We start from the raw sequence: 20,626 nt of genomic DNA, 5'->3' as shown, positions 1-20,626 counted from the left end.
TCAGTCCGTGGCCTCCGCCGCTTCCGGGGCCGGGGCGGCGGCGCCCGCCATCGCCAGGCCCAGCGTCCGCTCGTCCGCCTCCTCCCTGGTGTACGACGCCGCGACGCGGCCCTCGTACATCACCAGGACCCGGTCGGCGAGCCCCCGGATCTCGCTCAGCTCGGCCGAGACGAGCAGGACGGCGTGACCGGCGTCGCGGTAGGCGATCAGCTGGTCGTGGATGTTCTGGATGGCGCCGATGTCCACCCCGCGGGTGGGCTGTTCGACGAGCAGCAGCGGGGCGTCATGGGCGAGTTCCCGCCCGATCAGCAGCTTCTGGAGGTTGCCGCCGGACAGCGCCGAGGCGGGCACCTCGGTGGTCGCCGCCTTGACCCCGAACCGCTCGACGAGCGCGCGGGCGTGGGCGCGGACGGCGGCGGGCGGCAGCAGCCCGCGGGAGGAGAGGGACGTACGGTGATGCCCCATCGCCAGGTTCTCCGCGACCGTCGCCGCCGGCGCCGTACCGACCGCGTGGCGGTCCTCGGGGACGTAGGCGAGGCCCTTCGCGCGGCGTTCGGCGGCCGAGGCGTGGGTGATGTCCTCGCCCCGGAGCGTGACCCGGCCCGCGGTGACCGGGCGCAGCCCGGCCAGCGCCCCGATCAGCTCGCTCTGCCCGTTGCCGGCCACGCCCGCGATACCGACGATCTCCCCGGCACGGACACCGAGGTCCACTCCGTGGACGGCGTCCGTGCCGAGGGCCTCGACGGAGAGGATCGCCTCGCCCGGCGTACCGGAGGCGTGCACGCGGTCCAGCTCGACCGCACGGCCGGTCATCGCGGCGGCGATCTCGTCGGCCGTGGTGTCCGCGGTGACCAGCCGGGCGACGACCCGGCCGTCCCGCAGGACCGTCACCCGGTCGGAGCCCTCCAGTACCTCACGCAGCTTGTGGGTGACGAGGACGACCGTACGGCCCTGCGCGGTCAGTGACTTGAGGACGGCGAACAGGGCGTCCGCCTCGGCCGGGGTGAGCACGGCCGTCGGCTCGTCGAGGATCAGCGTGCGCGCGCCCCGGTGCAGCAGCTTCAGGATCTCCACCCGCTGGCGCAGCCCGACCGGCAGCTCACCGACCCGGGCGTCCGGGTCGACGGCCAGCCCGTGCTCCTCGGCCAGTTCGCGCACCCGGCGCCGGGCGGCGGCCCGGTCCACCAGGCCGAAGCGGCGCGGCTCGGCGGCGTACACGACGTTCTCGGCGACCGTCAGCGAGTCGAACAGCTTGAAACTCTGGTGGACCATGCCGAGTCCGGCGGCCATCGCGGCCGACGGGCTGGCGAACGTCACGTCCCGCCCTTCGACACGGATCGTCCCGGCATCCGGGCGCTCCATGCCGTACAGGACGGACATCAGCGTGGACTTGCCGGCGCCGTTCTCGCCCATCAGGGCGTGGATCTCGCCCCGGCGGACGCTCAGGTCGACGGCGTCGTTGGCGAGCGTGCCGGGGAACCGCTTGGTGATTCCCCGGAGCTCGACCGCGAGTTCGGACTCAGGAGGCGGCGGGGTCATCGACCGTCAGCTCTCCGGACACGATCCGGTCGCGCAGCGCCTCGACCTTCGTCAGGACGTCCTTGTGGTCGGCGATCACGCACTGCGAGGAGTCGACGCCGTCCTCCAGACCGGTCAGGCTGATGCCGCCCTCCTTCAGGCCGTACGAGACGGTCGTGCCCGTCGTGCCGCCGAGCACCGCGTCGATGCCCTTCTCCACGGCGACGTCCGTGCGCTTGATCACGTTGTCGACGACCGTGCCGGGCGCCGAGGGGCACTGGTTGACGTCCACGCCGTACGCGTACGCCCCCTTGGCCTTGGCGGCCTCGAAGACGCCGTAGTTGCCGGCCGCGGCGGCCGCCATGATCTGGTCGTAGCCCTTGGAGAGCAGGGTGTTCGCCTGCTCCTTGGCACGCGCCGAGTCGTCGAAGGGCGACTGGCCGCCGACGAACCGGGTGGACGTCTCGGTCTTGCCGGCGACCTGCTTGGCACCGGCCGCGAACGGGTCGCTGTAGCGGCGGAACTGGGGCGTGTCGAGCACGTCGACCGCGCCCACCTTGCCCGACCTGCTCAGCAGACCGGCCTCGGCGCCCGCGAGATAGACACCCTCGTGCTCCCGGAACACCGCGCAGCTGACGTTCTTGTACGTCTTCGTGGTGCACGCGTCGACGATGAGGAACTGCTGCGTCGGGTTCTTCTCCGCCTGCTGGGCGACGACGTCCGCGAACTCGAAGCCGACGAGGACGATGACGTCCGGCTTGGCGTCCACCGCGGCCTGCACGTTCTGCTGCTGGGAGGCGGTGTCGGTGGACTCGTAGACCTTCTGCGTGCCGTCGTGGGCCTTCGCCGCGTCCTTGATGCCGGTGACGGCGAGCTTCAGGAACTCGTTCTGTCCGACGGCGTCCGGGGTGACGAGGGTGAACGACGTGCCGCTGCCGCCGCTGCCCGCGCTGTCGGAGGCGTCGTTCTTGGCGGCGGCGTTGCACGCGGTGGCCGCGCCGACCAGGAGGGTGGCCGCAGCGACCGTCTGCAGGGTACGGCGGGTTCTACGGGACATCGGGGGACCTTCCGGAGGTACGGCGAACCACGCTCGGCGGTGAGCGGGTGAGAGGAGAGCCGCAGAGGGGTGACGGGGCGCTGGGAGAAGGTCAGCGTCGACAGCCGTCGCCGGCACACCGGCCGAAGTCGAGGAAACGGCGCTGGGTGAGCATCATGGGTCTCCTCCTTCGTCTCGGTCTGCGGACTGGGTGCTGGACTGTAACACCCGTTTCCAGACATCTGCGCGACTGTCTCGAACTGTGGTTCTCCCAGGTCATGTACGGTGGCGGACATCATCGGATCATCAGGAGTGTCCCGATATGTCCCAGGAACTGCGTGCTGTCGCCTGGACCGGAAACAGCCTCACGCTCATCGACCAGACGCTGCTGCCGCACCGTGACGAGACCGTGGATGTCCGCGATGTGGACACACTGGTGGACGCGATCCAGCGGCTCGTCGTGCGCGGCGCCCCCGCCATCGGCGCGGCCGGCGCCTACGGCGTCGCGCTCGCGATCCTCCAGGGGGAGCGGGAGGGCTGGACCGGGGCCGAGGTGCGCGCGGCCGTCGCGCGGGTACGCGCGGCACGGCCCACCGCCGTGAACCTCATGGTGTGCGTCGACCGCGTCATGACCCGCTTCGCCGAGGGCCTCGACGCGGTACTCGCGGAGGCGGCGGCCGTCCAGCGCGAGGACGTCGAGGCCAACCGCGCGATGGGCGCGTTCGGCGCGGACTGGCTGCTCGGGCGGGTCGGCGAGGACCGGCCGCTGCGGATCCTCACCCACTGCAACACCGGGGCCCTCGCGACCGCCGGCTGGGGCACCGCCCTCGGCGTCATCCGCGAACTCCACGCACGCGGCCGCCTCGAGGTCGTCTACGCCGACGAGACCCGCCCCCTCCTCCAGGGCTCCCGCCTCACCGCCTGGGAGCTGGTCCAGGAGGGCATCCCGCACTACGTCCAGGCCGACGGGGCCGCCGCCGGCACCATCCTGCGCGGCGCGGTCGACGCGGCGATCGTCGGCGCCGACCGGATCGCCGCCAACGGCGACACCGCCAACAAGGTCGGCACCGTGGGTGTCGCCCTGGCCTGCGCGGACGCGGGGATCCCGTTCCTGGTGGCGGCACCGACGACCACGGTGGACCTCGCCACCCCGGACGGCGACGCCATCCACATCGAACTCCGCGGCGAGGACGAGGTGCTGGAGTGGGCCGGCCTGCGGACGGCCCCCGCCGAGTCGCGGGGCCACAACCCCGCCTTCGACGTGACGCCGGGGCGGCTGGTGACGGGCCTGGTCACCGAGCGGGGGGTACTGGAAGTGGCCTCGGGCGAACTGCCCGGCGACCACCTGAAGTAGACAAGGGAGCGGGACCTCCGATCGCCGGGGGTCCCGCTCCACTCCGTCAGCGCTGCGACAGCTCCAACTCCAGCAGCCACTCGACGACTTCGGTGTGGTGCCGGGCCTGACGCGGATCGCTACCCCAGACGTACAGGCCGTGTCCTGCGACCACCACCGCCGGCATACGGGGGTTCCGTGCCTCTTCGAGGCGATCCCCGAGCACCTTCATGTCCTGGCTGTTGGCGATGACGGGCAGTGTCACCTCCACGTCGTGCGCCGGCTGCCCGACCCCCTTGAGCATCTCGACGTCCTTGAAGGTGATCCCACCCGGCTCACGACGCCCCATGGCCACGGAGGCGACCGTGTGCACGTGCACCACGGCTCCGGCCCCCGTCAGCGCAGCGACCCGTGCGTGCAGCTCGGCCTCCGCGGACGGCCTGCCGCCCCGCACCGCCGCGCCCTGACCGTCCACCAGCACCACGTCCGCGGGCGTCAGTTCACCCTTGTCGTGGCCGCTCGCGGTGACCGCGAGCCGCAGCGGGTCGCGGGAGAGCACCACGGACAGGTTCCCGGAGGTGCCCCGCATCCAGCCGAAGGAGGCGAACCGGGCGGACTCGGCGGCGAGGACGGCGCCGGCCTCTTCCAGGTCGAGCGCGGAGATGTCGGCGGTCACGTGGTGCTCCTCGAAACGGTGATCCCGTCGAACGTCCCCGCCTGCGCGTGGTCGCCGACGCCCTGCTCGTAGTACGGCTCCCCGGCCCGCCGGATCCCGGCGGTGCGCCAGCCGGCCGCACGGGCCGCGTCCAGCTCGCCGGGCCGGTCGGAGAGGAAGAGGAGACGGCCCGGGGTCACGCCGGTCGCCTCCGCGATGCGGCGGTACGACGCCGCCTCCTGCTTGGGTCCCGCGTTCTCGGTGTCGTACAGCCCCGACACGAGCGGCGTGAGGTCGCCCTCCGGGCTGTGGGTGAACCACGCCCGCTGCGCCGGCACCGAGCCGGACGAGTACACGTACAGCCGCAGCCCCGCCGTGTGCCAGGCGCGCAGCGCCGGGACGACGTCGTCGTAGAAGTGCGAGACGAGGTCGCCGCGGGCGAACCCCTCGGACCAGACGATGCCCTGAAGAGTCTTCAGCGGGGTCGCCTTGCGGTCGTCGTCCAGCCAGGCGTTCAGCGTCTTCTCGATCGCGGCCGCGTCGGCGTCCGGCTCGCCCGTCAGCTCGCGCACCTGGGCGATCGCCCGGGCCACCGCGGGCTCGGCGGCCCGCTCGGTGAGCAGTTCGGCGAACCGGGCGCGCGAGTACGGGTACAGCACGTCGACGACGAAGCCCGTGGCGCTCGTGGTGCCCTCGATGTCGAGCACCACCGCGTCCACGTCGAAGCGCGGGTCGTGCAGGCTCACGCGGCACCCTTGTCGGCCTCGTACCCCGCGGCGATCGTGTCGTAGTCCGGGAAGCGGGCGGAGATCGGGGAACCGGTGAAGTTGCCGATCCAGCCGTCCTCCTCGTGGAAGAAGCGGATCGCGGTGAACGACGGCCTCGTGCCCATGTCGAACCAGTGGGTGGTGCCGCGCGGCACGCCCAGCAGGTCGCCCTTCTCGCAGTAGACCGCGTGCACCTCGCCGTTGACGTGCAGATAGAAGATGCCGGAGCCGGAGACGAAGAAGCGGACCTCGTCATCGTCGTCGTGCGTGTGCTCCTGGAGGAACTTCTCGCGGGCCGCCTTCGCCTTCGCGGGGAACTCCGGGTCGTCGCTGGGGTGCAGGCCGAGGACGTCGACGGTGGTGAAGCCCTCCTCGGCGTTCAGCTTGTCGATCTCCGGGCCGTACGCCGCGAACACGGTCGCGCTGTCGGCGTCGAACGGGACGTCCTCACGGATCGGCCACTGCTCGTAGCGCACGCCCAGCGGCTTGAGGGCCTCGGCGATCTCGGCGGGGTCGGAGGTGCGGCGGACCAGGGTCTCCGGGCCGGACTCGGACCAGGTCGTCAGCAGCGTCATGGGGCAACTCCAGGAGTCTGGAAGGGATGTCCGGATACCGAGACGGCTCGGACGGAATCATGCGGGTGGGGCGCGAGGGGGAGGGCGGCGGTGGAACGTCACTCAGCCGCGACACGGCGCGCCGGGACAGCGCCGCATGCCGGGCATGCGCAGCGCGTTCGCGCAGGGTGTCGTCATCGGGGCCTCGCTTGCCGGGAGGGGTGCCGGTCCGCCGATGGTAACTCCCGACGGCGGACGGACCGCCTGTGACGTAATCGTTGTCTCGAATGATGAGATTAGGTGTCCATCTCTTTGACGGGTGGCTGAAAACGTTCTCATGATCTCCCTATGAAGACGCTGCTGCTCGTGCGGCGGCTGTACGTGGACCTGCTCCGGTCGACCACGGCCAGCTGTCGCTGACCTCCCCCGGAGTCCTGACCCGCCCGTGTTCCGCCGGGCGTGCCCCGCCGCCTGTGCGGTGGCGCGTTTCCGTCCCCCGCTCCGGGCCCACGCATCCCCTTCGCATCCCTCCGCGTTCCCCTCTGCGCCACCCCGCCCTGGAGCCCCCTCATGTCCCGCACCCGTCTGCCCCTCGCCGCGCTTTCGCTGGCCTCCGTCTCCGCCCTCGTCCTGTCCGGCTGCTCCCAGTCCTCGGACGCCTCCAAGGACTCCGGCGACACCGCGGCCTCCGCCTCCGCCGCCACCGGCAAGAAGCCCGCCCCGTTCAGCGCGGGCACGGTCAAGGTGGCCCTGGTCCGGCAGAGCGGCGCCGGCGACTACTTCGAGCAGTGGGGCAACGGCGCCAAGGCCCAGGCCAAGGCCCTCGGCATCGACCTCACCGTGTACGACGCCCAGGCCGACAACGCCAAGCAGGCCACCGACCTGTCCTCGGCGATCAACTCCGGCGCCCGGGCGATCATCATCGACCACGGCTTCCCGGCGACCATCCAGCCCGAGATCGACAAGGCCGTGAAGAAGGGCATCAAGGTCGTCGTCTACGACGTCGAGACCTCCACCAAGGGTGTCGTCTCCACCAAGCAGGACGACGCGAGCATGGCCAAGGCCGTCCTCGACGTGATGGCCAAGGAGGTCGGCAAGGACGCCAAGGTCGGCTACGTCAACGTCGCCGGCTACGCCGCCCTCGACAAGCGCGACACCGTCTGGAAGTCCACCGTGACCTCCGAGGGCTGGAAGCAGCAGTTCAAGGTCGGCAAGGTCACCGACTCCACGGCTACGGACAACGTTCCCCTGGTCTCCGCGGCGCTCACCCAGCACTCCGACGTGGCCGGCGTCTTCGCCCCCTACGACGAGCTCGCCAAGGGCACCGTGCTCGCCGTGCAGAACAAGAAGCTCCAGGACAAGGTGAAGGTCTTCGGCGCGGACGTCTCCAACGCCGACATCCAGCAGATGACCGCCACCGACAGCCCCTGGGTCGCGACCGCCGGCACCGACCCGTCCGCCGTCGGCGCGGCCGTCGTCCGCACCACCGCGCTGGAGCTGGCCGGACAGCTCGGCAAGACCTCCGTCGAGTTCCCGGCCGTCGCCATCACCCAGGACTTCCTGCGCGAGAAGAAGATCGCCAACATGGACGAACTCCGCGAGGCGCTGCCCGCGCTGAACCTGTCGCAGGTCTCGACCGCCGACTGGATCTCGAATGTCGCCCACTGAGACGCCGGCGGTCGCTCTCACCGACGTCAGCATGGCGTTCGGCGGCAGGACCGTCCTCGCCTCCGTCTCCCTGGACATCGCCCCGGGCAGCGTGGTCGCGCTGCTCGGCGCCAACGGCGCCGGCAAGTCCACGCTGATCAAGATCCTGTCGGGCGTGCACACGGACCACGGGGGAGAGGTACGGGTCGACGGCTCACCGGTGGCCCTCGACTCCCCGCTCGCCGCCCGCCGGCTCGGTATCCAGACCGTCCACCAGCGGATCGGCGAGGGCATCGTGCCCGGCCTCAGCGTCGCCGAGAACCTGGTCTTCGAGGAACTCGCCCAGCGACGCGGCAACCCGTTCCTCGGCGGCCGCGCCACCCTCGCCCGCGCCCGGGAGATCCAGGCCGGCCTCGGCCTGGAGTGGAGCGACTCCGTGCTGAAGCAGGACGTCACCGAACTCGGCATCTCCGACCGGCAGTTGCTGATCCTGGCCCGCGCCCTGGCCACCCGGCCCCGGCTGCTCATCCTCGACGAGCCGACCTCCGCGCTCTCCGCCGCCGAGGCGGAGCGCCTCTTCGCGCTCGTCCGCAGGATGCGCGAGGACGGCATCGCCGTGCTCTACGTCTCCCACCGGCTCGGCGAGATCGACGCGCTCGCCGACCGGCTGGTCGTCCTGCGGGACGGACTCCTCACCGGGGACCAGGCGAAGCCCTTCGACTGGGACGCGGCCCTGCGCGCCATGCTCGCCCAGGCCCAGGAGGCGACCACCGCCCGCCCGGTCCGCGAGGGCGACCAGGGCGCGACCGTCCTCTCCCTGCGCGGTGTGCGCCTCTTCGAGGGCCGGTCGCCGCTGGACCTCGATCTGCGCACCGGCGAAGTCACCGGAGTCGTCGGCCTCCTGGGCGCCGGCAAGACCGAACTGGCCCGCGGCCTCTTCGGCGCCGAGCCCTTCACCACCGGCACGCTCGAACTGGACGGCACGGCCTACGCCCCCCGCCGCCCCGCCGACGCCATCCGGGCCGGCGTCCACCTGGTCCCCGAGGACCGGCACGCCGACGCCCTCGTGCCCGGCTGGTCGGTCGCGCAGAACATCTCCCTGCCGTTCCTGAGGTCCCTCTCCCGCGCCGGCCTGGTCCAGCGGTCCGAGGAGGACGCCCTGGGCCGCGCCACCGTCGAGGCCCTCGGCGTCGTCACCCGCGACGAGCACAGCACCGTCGAGGAACTGTCCGGCGGCAACCAGCAGAAGGTCGTCGTCGGCCGCTGGCTCGCCCAGACCCCGCGCGTCCTCATCCTGGACGAACCGTTCCGGGGAGTGGACATCGGCGCCCGCCGCGACATCGGCCGCCGGGCCCGGACGCTCGCCGCCGAGGGCGCCGCCGTCCTCGTGCTGTCCGCCGACGTCGACGAGGTCCTCGAGATCGCCGACCGGGTCGTCGTCCTCGCGGCCGGCGAGATCCACCTCGACGCCCACGGCGAGGACGCCGAGCGCGACCGTGTCATCCAGACCATCTCGGCGTCCGTCTGACGCCGGCCCGCCCCACGAAGTCCCGGGAAAGCACCCCATGACCACCACCCAGAGCACCGAGGCCCCGGCGAAGGCGGCGACCCCGCCCGCCCCCGGCACGGCCCTGCGCGTCCAGAACTTCGTCATCAAGTACGGGTTCATCTTCGTCACGGTCGCGCTCTTCCTGTACTTCGCGCTGACCGAGGGCTCCTTCCGTGAGTCGGCGACCCTCCTCGACACCCTGCGGTACGTCTCCGTCGCCGCGATCCTCGGCCTCGGCGTCACCCTCACCATGGCCGTCGGCGGAATGGACATGTCCGTCGGCGCCGTCGCCGGCCTCGGCGTCTCCGTCGCCGCCCAGACCATGGTCGTCTTCAACCAGGTCGGCACGGTCGCGATCCTCGCCGTCCTGGTCGCGGGCGCCCTCGCCGGACTGCTCAACGCGCTGCTGATCGTCGTCCTGAAGATCCCCGACATGCTCGCCACCCTCGGCACCATGTTCGTCATCCAGGGCAGCAAGCTGATCCTCGTCGACGGCCAGTCGATCACCCCCGGCATGACGCTGGACGACGGCTCCACCGCCCCCGGCAGGTTCACCGACGGCTTCCTGAAGATCGACCGCGGCACGGTCCTCGGCGTCCCGGTCTCCGTGATCGTCTTCGGCGCGCTGACCGTCGCCGCCTGGGTCTTCCTCGCCCGCACCCGCTGGGGCCGGATCCTCTACGCCATCGGCGCCAACCCCGAGGCCTCCCGGCTGGCCGGCATCCGCGTCGGCGCCTACCGCGCCCTGGCCTACGTCGTCTCCGGCGTCCTCGCCTCCGTCGGCGGGCTCATCCTCGCCTCCCGCATCGGCCAGGGCGATGTGTCGGCGGGCACCTCCCAGCTGCTCGAAGCGGTGGCCGTGGCGCTGGTCGGCACCTCCGTGCTCGGCCGGGGCCGCCCCAATGTGTGGGGCACCGCGCTCGGCGCCGTCCTGATCGGCATCATCACCACCGGCCTCACCATCAAGGGCCTGCCGTACTACACCCAGGACGTCGTCGAGGGCGCGGTCCTCATCCTCGCCCTGGTCTTCAGCTTCACCCTGTCCAAGCGCCGTACCGCATAAGGGAGTTCACCGACCATGGGCTACCGCGTCCTGGAGACCGACGACATCCCGGCGTACCTGCGCGAGCGGGGCCACTGGCCGGACGGCGAGGAGATCACCGTCCGGGAGGTGTCCGACGGCAACATCAACCGCGTCTTCCTCGCCTCGAACGCCGACGGCACCCGCGGCCTCGCCCTCAAGCAGGCCCTGCCCTGGGTCCGGGTCGCCGGCCCCTCCTGGCCGCTCAGCCCCGACCGCGCCGACGCCGAGGCCCGCGCCTACGAGCAGGTCGCCAAGGTCGCCCCCGACAAGATCCCCGCGATCCACGGCTACGACCCCGAGCACCACGCCCTCGTCATGGAGGACCTCTCCGACCTGGAGGTCCTGCGCACCGCCCTCAACGAGGGCGCCCCGTACGGCCCGCACACCTCCGCCCGCATCGGCGAGTTCGTCGCCCAGCTCACCTTTGCCACCAGCGACTTCGGCATGTCCTCCGCCGACCGCAAGGCCCTGCTCGCCGTCTCGGTGAACCCCGAGCTCTGCAAGATCACCGAGGACGTGGTCCTGTCCGAGCCGTACATCGAGCACGAGCACAACCACTGGCACGAGGGGGTCGACGACCTGGCGTCGGAGTTCCGCGCCGACGACCGCCTTCGCACCGAGGTCGCCGACCTCCGCCACACCTTCATGACCGGCGCCCAGGCCCTCCTCCACGGCGACCTGCACACCGGCAGCATCATGGTGGGCGAGCGGGAAGGCGCCCCCGTGGTGCGGGTGTTCGACCCCGAGTTCTCCTTCGTCGGACCGATCGGCTACGACCTCGGCCTGTACTGGGCCAACGCCCTGGTCTCGGAGGAGCGGGCGCGGGCCCTGGACACCCTGACCGACCATCCCGAACAGCTCCGCCTGTCCTGGGAGGCGTTCGAGACGGAGTTCCGCCGGCTGTGGCCGGCCCGCGTCGACACCTTCTTCGACGACGCCTACCTCGACCGCTTCCTGCGCCGCGTGTGGACGGACGCGGTCGGCTTCGCGGGCACCGAGATCGTCCGCCGTGTCATCGGCTTCGCCCACCTCACCGACCTCACGACCCTGCCGGACCCGGTCGCGGCGTCCCGGCGCACCCTGCTCCTCGGCCGTGAACTGATCGTGCGGCGCGGGGAACTGACGGACGTGGCCGCCGTACGGGCACTGGTGGACCCGCTCGCCTGAGGCGTGGGCCGCGGTCTCCGTTGTGCCGTTCGACATACGGGTGGGGGAGCGCGCGGAAGCGTCCGGGGGGCGTGTCGAAGCGAGTACGCCCGGGCCGGGCAAGGGCCGAGGGCGCACGTGGACGGCACATGTGCGGGCGGCGCGCACACGACAGGGGCGGCTCCGCCGACGCGGGGCCGCCCCTGTCGTGAAAGGGTCTTTCGTATCGGCCTACTTCTTGTCGAGCAGGTCCTGCACCTTGCCGCGCACCTCGTCCGTGGCCAGACCGCGGATCGTCAGCGTGGTGCGGCGGCGCAGCACGTCGTCCGCCGTCTCGGCCCACTCGTGGTCACGGGCGTAGACGACCTGCGCCCAGATCTCGGGGGCGTCGGGGTGGACGCGCTGCCCCAGCTCGGGGTTGTCGTTCGCCAGCCGGGCGATGTCGAAGGCCAGCGAGCCGTAGTGGGTGGCCAGGTGCTTGGCGGTGTCGGCCGCCATACGCGGGCCGGGCGCCGGGTTGTCCACCAGCAGCCGGTGGGCGACCGCGCGCGGGTTGGCGACACCGGGCAGCGGCAGCCTCTTCGGCAGCGAGGAGATCGGCTCGAAGTCGTCACCGAGCGGGTGGCCCGGCAGCGCCTCCAGCTTCTGCATCACCGTACGGCCGATGTGGCGGAAGGTGGTCCACTTGCCGCCCGCGACGGACAGCATGCCGCCCCTGCCCTCGGTCACCACGGTCTCGCGCTTGGCCTTGGCCGTGTCGCCGGGCCCGCCCGGCAGCACCCGCAGACCCGCGAAGGCGTACGTGATGAGGTCACGGGAGAGCTGCTGGTCACGGACGGAGAACGCGGCCTCGTCGAGGATCTGCGCGATGTCCTTGTCGTTGACCGAGACGTCCGCCGGGTCGCCCTCGAACTCCTCGTCGGTGGTGCCCAGCAGGAGCATGTCCTCCCAGGGAAGGGCGAAGGTGATGCGGTACTTGTCGATCGGGGTCGCGAGCGCGGCCTTCCACGGGGAGGTCCGCTTCAGGACCAGGTGCGCGCCCTTGGACAGCCGGATGGAGGGGGCCGCGTTCGGATCCTCCATCGTGCGCAGGTGGTCGACCCAGGGACCGGTCGCGTTCAGCACCAGCCGGGCGTTCACCCCGAACTCGTCACCGGAGGTGCGGTCCTTCAGGTCCGCGCCCGTGACCCGGCCCCGGGTGAAGCGCAGGCCGGTGACCTCGGCGTGGTTGAGGACGACCGCGCCCGCCTCGACGGCCGCGCGGACCGTCATCAGCGCCATGCGCGCGTCGTTCATCTGGTCGTCGCCGTACACGGCCACGGCCTTGAGGTTCTCGGTGCGCAGCTCGGGCACGTCCTGCGCGGCCCTGGCCGGCGAGAGCAGATGCCCCACGCCGTCACCGAAGGCCGACAGGGCGGAGTAGGCGAACACGCCCGCCCCGAGCTTCGCCGCGCCGTGCGGCCCGCCCTTGTACACGGGGAGGTAGAACGTGAGCGGGTTCGCCAGGTGGGGGGCCACCTGGCGGGAGACCGCACGGCGCTCGAAGTGGTTCTCCGCCACCAGCTTCACCGCGCCGGTCTGCAGGTAGCGCAGACCGCCGTGGAGCAGCTTGGAGGAGGCGGAGGAGGTGGCGCCGGCGAAGTCGCCGGCGTCGACCAGAGCCACCCTGAGGCCGGACTGCGCGGCGTGCCAGGCGGTGGAGATGCCCAGGATGCCGCCGCCGATCACGAGAAGGTCGTACGACGCCTTGGAGAGCTGCTCCCGGGTCTCGGCGCGGCTCGGGTTCGAGCCGGAGGCCGGGTGCGTCCCCAGGGCAGGCACGGAACTCAGGGTGGACTGACTGGTCATGTCGGGTTCTTACTCCTCATCAGAGCTGTGCGCGTGGGGCGTCAGCTCTCGTCAGCTTTCGTCAGCTTTCGTCTTCGAGCCAGCCCATGGTCCGCTCGACGGCCTTGAGCCAGGTCTTGTACTCACGGTCGCGGGTCTCCGCGTCCATGCGGGGGGTCCACTCGGCGGCCCGCCGCCAGTTGGCGCGCAGGTCGTCGGTGCTGGTCCAGAAGCCGACGGCGAGACCGGCGGCGTAGGCGGCGCCGAGGCAGGTGGTCTCGGCGACCATCGGGCGCACCACGGGGGCGTCCAGGAAGTCCGAGAGCGTCTGCATCAGCAGGTTGTTGGAGGTCATGCCGCCGTCGACCTTGAGGGCCGCGAGCTCGACGCCCGAGTCCTTGGTCATGGCGTCCGTGATCTCACGGGTCTGCCAGGCGGTGGCCTCCAGGACGGCGCGCGCGAGGTGCGCCTTGGTGACGTACCGGGTGAGGCCGGCGATCACACCGCGGGCGTCGGAGCGCCAGTGCGGGGCGAACAGACCGGAGAAGGCCGGCACGAAGTAGGCGCCGCCGTTGTCCTCGACGGAGAGCGCGAGCGTCTCGATCTCGGCGGCGGTGGAGATGAGGCCCATCTGGTCGCGCATCCACTGCACCAGCGAACCGGTGACGGCGATCGAGCCCTCGAGGGCGTAGACCGGCGCCTGGTCGCCGATGCGGTAGCCGACGGTGGTCAGCAGACCCGAGTACGAGTTGATGATCTTCTCGCCGGTGTTCATCAGCATGAACGTGCCGGTGCCGTACGTCGACTTGGCCTCGCCCTCGGAGAAGCAGGTCTGGCCGAACAGGGCCGCCTGCTGGTCGCCGAGCGCGGAGGCGACCGGGATGCCGCCGAGCAGGTCGCCGAGCCTGCCGCCGGTGACCTCGCCGTAGACCTCGGCGGAGGAGCGGATCTCGGGGAGCATCGCCGGCGGGACGCCGATGGACTCGGCGATCTTGTCGTCCCACTCCAGGGTGTGGAGGTTCATCAGCATGGTGCGGGAGGCGTTGGTGACGTCGGTGTAGTGCTTGCCGCCGTCGACACCGCCCGTCAGGTTCCAGATGACCCAGGTGTCCATGGTGCCGAAGAGGATGTCGCCCGCCTCGGCGCGCTCGCGCAGCCCCTCGACGTTGTCGAGCAGCCAGCGGGCCTTGGGGCCGGCGAAGTACGAGGCCAGCGGCAGGCCGGTCTCGCGGCGGAAGCGGTCCTGGCCGACGTTGCGGCCCAGCTCCTTGCACAGGGCGTCGGTGCGGGTGTCCTGCCAGACGATGGCGTTGTGGACGGGCTCACCGGTGTTCCTGTCCCACAGCACGGTGGTCTCGCGCTGGTTGGTGATGCCGATGGCCTTGATGTCGTCGCGGGTGATGCCGGCCTTCTGGATGGCTCCGGCGACGACCTCCTGGACGTTGGTCCAGATCTCGTTGGCGTCGTGCTCGACCCAGCCCGGCTTGGGGAAGATCTGCTCGTGCTCCTTCTGGTCGACCGAGACGATACGGCCGTCCTTGTCGAAGACGATGCAGCGGCTGGAGGTGGTGCCCTGGTCGATCGCGGCGATGAAGGGGCCGGCGGTGTGGGCGTCGGTCACTGAGTGCTCCTGGGGTTCCGTGGGTAAGGGCTGTCTGTACGGCGCTGATTACTACAGGGTGTGGCTGGTGCTCTTAAGCAAAAGCGACGTTGTAGAGGCCTGCAGCGATGGCGCCGCCGATCAGCGGACCGACCACCGGGATCCAGGCGTAGCCCCAGTCGGAGCCGCCCTTGTTGGGCAGGGGCAGGAGGGCGTGCACGATGCGCGGACCGAGGTCACGGGCCGGGTTGATCGCGTAGCCGGTCGGGCCGCCGAGGGACAGACCGATCGAGACGACCACCAGCGCGGTGACGAGGGCACCGAGGGTGCCGAGGCCGTTGCCCTTGTCGTTCAGACCCTGGGTGAGGACGGCGAGGACCAGCACCACGGTGCCGACGATCTCCGTGGCGAGGTTCTGCCAGGGGACCCGGATCTCCGGGCCGGTGGAGAAGACGCCGAGGACCGGACCCGCGCCCTTCTCCTGGGCCTCGACCGCCTTGGCCGTCGTGGCCTGGGCCCCCGGACCGCCGACGATCTCCTTGTCGGTGAGGTGCGCGTGGAACTGGCCGTAGTAGGCGACCCACACCAGGGTCGCGCCGATCGCGGCGCCGAGCAGCTGGCCGGCCCAGTAGACCGGAACGTTGCTCCAGTCGCCGTCCTTGATCGCGAGCGCGAGTGTCACGGCCGGGTTCAGGTGGGCGCCGGACAGCGGCGCCGAGGTGTAGACCGCCGTGAGCACGGCGAAGCCCCACCCGAAGGTGATGGCGAGCCAGCCGGCGTTGCGGGCCTTGGAGGCCTTCAGCGTGACGGCGGCGCACACGCCTCCGCCGAGCAGGATGAGTATGGCGGTACCGATGGTCTCGCCGATGAAGATGTCGGAGCTGGACACCCGCGACTCCTTTGTCCTTCGTCCAGGGAAGCCGTTCTCCCCGGGTCCCTCCGGGGGGCTGCCGCCCTCGGGGGTGAGAGCGATGCCGGTCCTTGGCGTTGTCACACTCTAGCGCGTATTGCCGGTAGGTGTTCGACAATGCCGACCGATGGACGGGAGTCTTGCTCCGGCGTTACGTGTGCGTCAAGGGTTCGGTTCTCGAAAACGCGATCGTTACTGATCCCTGGGTTCCACGGGGCGGTTCGCGGGGTGCCCGAGGGCATGACGAAGGCCGGGACGCCCCAGGGCGTCCCGGCCCGAACCCGCTGCTCAGAAGCGCCCGGCGCCCAGGTCCCGCGACACCGCGCGGGCACAGTCCCGCACCGCCGCGATCAGCTCGGGCCGCAGCTCGCCGTCCCGGCGCAGCCGCTCCACCGCCCCCGTGATGCCGACCGCCCCGACCGGCATGCGCCGCCGGTCGTGGATGGGTGCCGCGAGGGAGGCCACACCCTCCCAGGTCTCCTCCACGTCCGCCGCGTAGCCCCGCGCGCGCGTGACGTCGAGGATGTGCTCGAAGGCGTCCAGATCGCACACCGTGCGGTCCGTGAACGGCTTGCGGTCGGCCTCCAGGGCCTCACTGTGCGCCACCGGGTCGTACGCCGACAGCACCTTGCCCAGCGCCGTGGAGTGCAGCGGCTGCATCGCCCCGATCTCCAGCACCTGACGGCTGTCGTCCGGCCGGAAGACGTGGTGCACGATCAGCACGCCCTGCTGGTGCAGCACCCCCAGGTGGACGCTCTCGCCGCTGGACCGCGCCAGGTCGTCCGTCCACACCAGGGCCCGTGCGCGCAGCTCGTGCACGTCCAGATAGGTGGTGCCCAGCCGCAGCAGCTCCGCGCCCAGCTGGTAGCGCCCGGAGGTGTCGTCCTGTTCGACGAACCCCTCCTGCTGGAGCGTGCGCAGGATGCCGTGGGCGGTGCCCTTGGCCAGGCCCAGCGCAGAGGCGATGTCGGACAGGCCCAGCCGCCGCTCCCCGCCCGCGAGCAGCCGCAGCATCGCGGCCGCCCGTTCGACCGACTGGATGTTCCGTGCCATCCGCCCTCCTGCCTCCGTCCCCTTCGCCGTCCACGAGCGGCACGCAAGTACCGTCGTTCGGCAATGTCGAACACTACCGGTCCATGTCGACCTCCCGCTAATGGTCGGTCAACACCTGTTACGCCACCCGACCCCCCGAGGTGACGTGGCGGCAGTGTGGCGGTGACCGGCCCCGCACGCGAGCACCGGCACGCCCGTCCTCCCCGTCCGCCCCGTGGACGCCCTGACCATACGGCCCCCGACCCGGCTACCCTGACGGCGTGCGCACTCCTCGGGAAGCCGTACCGCACGCATCCTGAGGTCACGCAAAGCCGACAGCCGTCGCATCCGAGGGAGCCCTTCCATGGCCTCTGTGCCGCCGACCCCTTCCGCCGACAGCCGGACCCGTGTGTCCGAGCTCCGCCAGGCCCTGGCCACCCGTGTGGTGGTGGCCGACGGGGCCATGGGCACCATGCTCCAGGCCCAGGAGCCCACCCTCGAGGACTTCGAGAACCTCGAGGGCTGCAACGAGATCCTCAACCTCACCCGGCCCGACATCGTCCGTTCGGTCCACGAGGCCTACTTCGACGCGGGCGTCGACTGCGTCGAGACCAACACGTTCGGCGCAAACCACTCCGCCATGGCCGAGTACGACATCGCCGACCGTGTGTTCGAACTGTCCGAGGCGGGCGCCCGGATCGCCCGCGAGACCGCCGATGCCTTCGGCGCCCGTGACGGCCGGCAGCGCTGGGTCCTCGGCTCGATCGGCCCCGGCACCAAGCTGCCCACCCTCGGCCACATCGGCTACGGCGTCCTGCGCGACGGCTTCCAGGCCAACGCCGAGGGCCTGCTCGCCGGCGGCGCCGACGCCCTGATCGTCGAGACCACCCAGGACCTCCTCCAGACGAAGTCCTCCGTCCTGGGCGCCAAGCGCGCCATGGCGGCCACCGGAGTCGACGTCCCCCTGCTGGTCTCCATGGCCTTCGAGACCACCGGCACCATGCTGCTGGGCTCCGAGATCGGCGCCGCGCTCACCGCGCTGGAACCCCTCGGCATCGACATGATCGGTCTGAACTGTTCCACCGGCCCCGCCGAGATGAGCGAGCACCTGCGCTACCTCGCCCGGCACTCCCGCACCCCCCTGCTGTGCATGCCGAACGCCGGTCTGCCGATCCTCACCAAGGACGGCGCCCACTTCCCGCTCGACCCCGAGGGCCTCGCCGACGCCCAGCAGAACTTCGTCCGGGACTACGGCCTCAACCTCATCGGCGGCTGCTGCGGCACCACCCCCGAACACCTCCGGCAGCTCGTGGACCGCGTCCAGGGCACCACGCCCGTCGAGCGCGCCCCCCGCCCCGAGCCCGGCGCCGCCTCCCTCTACCAGACGGTCCCCTTCCGCCAGGACACCTCGTACCTGGCGATCGGCGAGCGCACCAACGCCAACGGCTCCAAGAAGTTCCGCGAGGCCATGCTCGAAGCCCGCTGGGACGACTGCGTCGAGATGGCCCGCGAGCAGATCCGCGAGGGCGCGCACATGCTCGACCTGTGCGTGGACTACGTCGGCCGCGACGGCGTCGCCGACATGGAGGAACTCGCCGGCCGCTTCGCCACCGCCTCCACCCTGCCGATCGTCCTGGACTCCACCGAGGTGCCCGTCATCCAGGCCGGCCTGGAGAAGCTCGGCGGCCGCGCGGTCATCAACTCCGTCAATTACGAGGACGGCGACGGACCCGAGTCCCGCTTCGCCAAGGTCACCCGGCTGGCCCAGGAGCACGGCGCCGCGCTGATCGCCCTCACCATCGACGAGGAGGGCCAGGCCCGCACCCCCGAGAAGAAGGTCGAGATCGCCGAACGGCTCATCGACGACCTCACCGGGAACTGGGGCATCCAGGAGTCGGACATCCTCATCGACACCCTGACCTTCACCATCTGCACCGGTCAGGAGGAGTCCCGGGGCGACGGCATCGCCACCATCGAGGCGATCCGCGAACTCAAGCGCCGCCACCCCGACGTCCAGACCACCCTGGGCCTGTCCAACATCTCCTTCGGCCTCAACCCGGCCGCCCGGATCCTGCTGAACTCCGTCTTCCTCGACGAGTGCGTCAAGGCGGGCCTCGACTCCGCCATCGTCCACGCCTCCAAGATCCTCCCCATCGCCCGCTTCAGCGAGGAGGAGGTCCGTACCGCCCTCGACCTCATCCACGACCGCCGCAGCGAGGGCTACGACCCCCTCCAGAAGCTCATGCAGCTCTTCGAGGGCGCCACCGCCAAGTCCCTCAAGGCCGGCAAGGCCGAGGAACTCGCCGCCCTGCCGCTGGAGGAGCGCCTCAAGCGCCGCATCATCGACGGCGAGAAGAACGGCCTGGAGGCCGACCTCGACCAGGCGCTTGAGACCCGCCCGGCCCTCGACATCGTCAACGAGACCCTCCTGGACGGCATGAAGGTCGTCGGCGAGCTCTTCGGCTCCGGCCAGATGCAGCTGCCGTTCGTCCTCCAGTCCGCCGAGGTCATGAAGGCGGCGGTGGCCCACCTCGAACCGCACATGGAGAAGTCCGACGCCGACGGCAAGGGCACCATCGTCCTCGCCACCGTCCGCGGCGACGTCCACGACATCGGCAAGAACCTCGTCGACATCATCCTGTCCAACAACGGCTACAACGTCGTCAACCTCGGCATCAAGCAGCCGGTCTCCGCGATCCTCGACGCCGCCCAGGAACACGGGGCCGACGTCATCGGCATGTCCGGCCTCCTGGTCAAGTCCACGGTGATCATGAAGGAGAACCTGGAGGAGCTGAACCAGCGCGGCCTGGCCGCCGACTACCCGGTCATCCTCGGCGGCGCCGCCCTCACCCGCGCCTACGTCGAACAGGACCTGCACGAGATCTACCAGGGCGAGGTCCGCTACGCCCGCGACGCCTTCGAGGGCCTGCACCTCATGGACGCCCTCATCGGCGTCAAGCGCGGCGTCCCCGGTGCCAAGCTGCCCGAGCTCAAGCAGCGCCGCGTCCGCGCCGCCGCCGTGGCCGTCGAGGAGCGCCCCGAGGAGGGCCACGTCCGCTCCGACGTCGCCACCGACAACCCCGTCCCCGAGCCGCCCTTCTGGGGCACCCGCGTCATCAAGGGCATCCAGCTCAAGGAGTACGCCACCTGGCTGGACGAGGGCGCCCTCTTCAAGGGCCAGTGGGGCCTCAAGCAGGCCCGCACCGGCGACGGACCGACCTACGAGGAACTCGTCGAGACCGAGGGCCGCCCGCGCCTGCGCGGCCTGCTGGACCGCCTCCAGACGGAGAACCTCCTCGAGGCCGCCGTCGTCCACGGCTACTTCCCCTGCGTGTCCAAGGACGACGACCTGATCATCCTGGACGAGCACGGCAACGAGACCACCCGCTTCACCTTCCCGCGCCAGCGCCGCGGCCGCCGGCTGTGCCTCGCGGACTTCTTCCGCCCCCAGGAATCGGGGGAGACCGACGTCGTCGGCCTCCAGGTCGTCACCGTCGGCTCCCGCATCGGCGAGGAGACCGCCAAGCTCTTCGCGTCCGACTCCTACCGCGACTACCTCGAACTGCACGGCCTGTCCGTCCAGCTCGCCGAGGCCCTCGCCGAGTACTGGCACGCACGCGTGCGCTCCGAACTCGGCTTCGCCGGCGAGGACCCCGCCGACATCGAGGACATGTTCTCCCTGAAGTACCGCGGCGCCCGCTTCTCCCTCGGCTACGGCGCCTGCCCCGACCTGGAGGACCGCGCCAAGATCGCCGCCCTGCTCCGGCCCGAGCGGATCGGCGTCCACCTGTCCGAGGAGTTCCAGCTCCACCCCGAGCAGTCCACGGACGCGATCGTCATCCACCACCCCGAGGCGAAGTACTTCAACGCACGGTGACATCCGTGTCACTGAGCACACTGATCCGATAAGTCGTACACTGGTCGGTCCACTGCAGGCCGGTTCCCCAGCGGGAACCGGCCTGCTCGTC

The 20,626-nt window shown here is 71.1% G+C and carries 15 protein-coding genes; 6 read left to right on the top strand and 9 right to left on the bottom strand.

The window, feature by feature from the left end; all coding sequences use genetic code 11:
• Together AQJ64_RS34540 and AQJ64_RS34535 are read right to left on the bottom strand one after the other, a co-directional pair.
• Complete coding sequence (locus AQJ64_RS34540; RefSeq protein WP_055636489.1) at positions 1-1,539, bottom strand: ABC transporter ATP-binding protein; 1,539 nt, start codon at positions 1,537-1,539, stop codon at positions 1-3.
• A complete protein-coding gene (locus AQJ64_RS34535) occupies positions 1,520-2,575 on the bottom strand; it encodes a BMP family ABC transporter substrate-binding protein (protein WP_055636488.1) in 1,056 nt (351 codons plus the stop codon). The genes AQJ64_RS34540 and AQJ64_RS34535 overlap by 20 nt, the downstream gene beginning before the upstream one ends.
• A gap of 301 nt (positions 2,576-2,876) precedes the next feature.
• Between AQJ64_RS34535 and mtnA the strand changes: the two genes are divergently transcribed.
• The gene (gene mtnA, locus AQJ64_RS34530; protein WP_055636487.1) at positions 2,877-3,908 is read left to right on the top strand and encodes an S-methyl-5-thioribose-1-phosphate isomerase; all 1,032 of its coding nucleotides are present in this window, start codon (positions 2,877-2,879) and stop codon (positions 3,906-3,908) included.
• A gap of 46 nt (positions 3,909-3,954) precedes the next feature.
• On the opposite strand, the gene mtnB is transcribed toward mtnA, so the two are convergent.
• Genes mtnB through AQJ64_RS34515 form a run of 3 tightly spaced genes read right to left on the bottom strand, consistent with a single transcriptional unit; the run spans position 3,955 to position 5,884 of the window.
• The gene (gene mtnB / locus AQJ64_RS34525; RefSeq protein ID WP_055636486.1) at positions 3,955-4,563 is read right to left on the bottom strand and encodes a methylthioribulose 1-phosphate dehydratase; all 609 of its coding nucleotides are present in this window, start codon (positions 4,561-4,563) and stop codon (positions 3,955-3,957) included.
• Positions 4,560-5,288, bottom strand: a complete 729-nt coding sequence (gene mtnC, locus AQJ64_RS34520; RefSeq protein ID WP_055636485.1) for an acireductone synthase — start codon at positions 5,286-5,288, stop codon at positions 4,560-4,562. Before mtnC ends, mtnB begins: the two co-directional genes overlap by 4 nt.
• On the bottom strand, positions 5,285-5,884 hold the full coding sequence (locus tag AQJ64_RS34515) for a 1,2-dihydroxy-3-keto-5-methylthiopentene dioxygenase (RefSeq protein WP_055636484.1): 600 nt from the start codon (positions 5,882-5,884) through the stop codon (positions 5,285-5,287). Before AQJ64_RS34515 ends, mtnC begins: the two co-directional genes overlap by 4 nt.
• Before the next feature lie 549 nt (positions 5,885-6,433).
• Here AQJ64_RS34515 and AQJ64_RS34510 point away from each other — a divergent pair.
• The 4 genes from AQJ64_RS34510 to mtnK are packed head-to-tail and all read left to right on the top strand — an operon-like array spanning position 6,434 to position 11,310.
• A complete protein-coding gene (locus tag AQJ64_RS34510; protein WP_059203280.1) occupies positions 6,434-7,531 on the top strand; it encodes a substrate-binding domain-containing protein in 1,098 nt (365 codons plus the stop codon).
• The gene (locus AQJ64_RS34505; RefSeq protein ID WP_055636787.1) at positions 7,518-9,038 is read left to right on the top strand and encodes a sugar ABC transporter ATP-binding protein; all 1,521 of its coding nucleotides are present in this window, start codon (positions 7,518-7,520) and stop codon (positions 9,036-9,038) included. The genes AQJ64_RS34510 and AQJ64_RS34505 overlap by 14 nt, the downstream gene beginning before the upstream one ends.
• Positions 9,039-9,075: 37 nt before the next feature.
• Positions 9,076-10,122 carry an ABC transporter permease gene (locus AQJ64_RS34500; RefSeq protein WP_055636786.1) on the top strand — a complete coding sequence of 349 codons (1,047 nt, stop codon included), beginning with the start codon at positions 9,076-9,078 and terminating at the stop codon, positions 10,120-10,122.
• A 15-nt stretch (positions 10,123-10,137) separates the two neighbouring features.
• A complete protein-coding gene (gene mtnK / locus AQJ64_RS34495; protein ID WP_055636785.1) occupies positions 10,138-11,310 on the top strand; it encodes an S-methyl-5-thioribose kinase in 1,173 nt (390 codons plus the stop codon).
• Positions 11,311-11,520: 210 nt separating this feature from the next.
• Here mtnK and AQJ64_RS34490 read toward each other — a convergent pair whose 3' ends face one another.
• From AQJ64_RS34490 to AQJ64_RS34475, 4 genes are all read right to left on the bottom strand, one after another.
• The gene (locus tag AQJ64_RS34490; protein ID WP_055636784.1) at positions 11,521-13,137 is read right to left on the bottom strand and encodes a glycerol-3-phosphate dehydrogenase/oxidase; all 1,617 of its coding nucleotides are present in this window, start codon (positions 13,135-13,137) and stop codon (positions 11,521-11,523) included.
• A 61-nt stretch (positions 13,138-13,198) separates the two neighbouring features.
• Complete coding sequence (glpK, locus tag AQJ64_RS34485) at positions 13,199-14,737, bottom strand: glycerol kinase GlpK (protein ID WP_055636783.1); 1,539 nt, start codon at positions 14,735-14,737, stop codon at positions 13,199-13,201.
• 73 nt (positions 14,738-14,810) lie between these two features.
• The gene (locus tag AQJ64_RS34480; RefSeq protein ID WP_055636782.1) at positions 14,811-15,605 is read right to left on the bottom strand and encodes an MIP/aquaporin family protein; all 795 of its coding nucleotides are present in this window, start codon (positions 15,603-15,605) and stop codon (positions 14,811-14,813) included.
• 309 nt (positions 15,606-15,914) lie between these two features.
• Positions 15,915-16,679, bottom strand: a complete 765-nt coding sequence (locus tag AQJ64_RS34475) for an IclR family transcriptional regulator (protein WP_055636781.1) — start codon at positions 16,677-16,679, stop codon at positions 15,915-15,917.
• 343 nt (positions 16,680-17,022) lie between these two features.
• Here AQJ64_RS34475 and metH point away from each other — a divergent pair, with 343 nt between their 5' ends.
• A complete protein-coding gene (metH, locus tag AQJ64_RS34470) occupies positions 17,023-20,535 on the top strand; it encodes a methionine synthase (RefSeq protein ID WP_055636780.1) in 3,513 nt (1,170 codons plus the stop codon).
• Positions 20,536-20,626: the final 91 nt, after the last annotated feature.

This window comes from Streptomyces griseoruber (assembly GCF_001514205.1).
Classification (GTDB): domain Bacteria; phylum Actinomycetota; class Actinomycetes; order Streptomycetales; family Streptomycetaceae; genus Streptomyces; species Streptomyces griseoruber.
The sequence above is the reverse complement of the archived record's forward strand: the minus strand, read 5'-3'. Positions and strand labels throughout refer to the sequence as shown.